The 1,284-nt window shown below is 53.3% G+C and carries 1 protein-coding gene; it reads left to right on the forward strand.

Annotated elements, in window-relative coordinates:
* Positions 1–1,284: amino acid adenylation domain-containing protein (locus tag HG263_RS22090; protein WP_171628231.1), on the forward strand; the 1,284-nt coding region annotated here is incomplete at both ends.

Genomic DNA, 1,284 nt, shown 5'->3' on the forward strand with positions numbered 1-1,284 from the left:
TTATGCCTTTGCCTCTGTGCTGGGCATGATTGAACAGCAGGCGGTGCAGCAGCCGCAGGCCGAGGCCTTGCAGACAGCTGGGGTGAGTGTCTGTTATGCGGATGTTTTACAACAAGCCAAGCGGGTTGCCGCCGGATTACAGCAACAAGGCATAGGCCCGGGAGACCGAGTAGCGGTACTGATGAACCGTAACCAGGCTCTGCCGGTTACCTTATTGGCGGTACTGCTGTCAGGTGCTGCTTATGTGCCCCTAGATCCCAGTTACCCGGCGGAGCGGCTGAATTATATCATTGACGACTGCCTACCCGCATTTATTTTGCATGACGATAACGCGGCAATGGCGGCGCTGAGTTATGGTTGTGTCAGCCAATCGGTGGCAAGCTACCTTGAGCAAGACTCGGCACCTGACTTTCGTGCGGTGGAGATTGAAGCTGCCAGCCTGGCCTATATTATTTATACCTCGGGCTCTACCGGGAAGCCTAAAGGGGTGGCTATCGCACACGATGGCCTGATGTCCTTATTCCACTGGGCTAAACAGCAGTATTGTCCGGAAGATTTTGCGCTGGTTTTTGCCGGCACGTCGGTGTGTTTTGATTTATCGGTGTTTGAGATTTTTGTCACCTGGGGGATGGGTGGCAGTATTTACTTTGCCGATAACTCCCTGTACCTGAGTGAAATCGGCAACCGCTACCCAATCACACTGATCAATACCGTGCCCTCGATCTTGGCCAGTATCCTAGAAGTGAGCGTGCTGCCGGAGAGTGTCAGGGTGATCAACCTTGCCGGCGAAGCCTTCCCGGTATCTATGGTGGAGAAACTTGGCCACTTGGCAGAGCGGGTGCGTGTTTTTAACCTGTATGGTCCGTCCGAAGATACGACATATTCGACTGCTTACCAAATCAATTTTCAGGAAAAGGTCTCGGTACCAATAGGGAAAGTCTTGCCGGGCACCTCGGCATTTGTGATGGATGCGCAGGGACGAGAGTTACCGGATAACTTCCCAGGAGAACTTTATTTATCTGGCCGGGGACTAGCCTTGGGTTATTGGGGCAACGAACGTCTGACGGCGCAGCAGTTTGTGGTGCCGACAGGCATGAACAGGCGTTGCTATAAAACCGGTGATCTGGTGCGTCGTCGCAGCGACGGCAATCTGGAATTTCTTTCCCGGGTGGATAATTTAATCAAAATCCGGGGATTCAGGGTCGAGCCGGAAGAGATCTCCACTGTGATTAAGCAGGTGTCGGCGGAGGTCGAGCAGGCGGTGGTGATTGATGTTGAGCATAA

The sequence above is a fragment of the Pseudoalteromonas caenipelagi genome, from assembly GCF_013140855.1.
Taxonomy (GTDB): Bacteria; Pseudomonadota; Gammaproteobacteria; order Enterobacterales; family Alteromonadaceae; genus Pseudoalteromonas; species Pseudoalteromonas caenipelagi.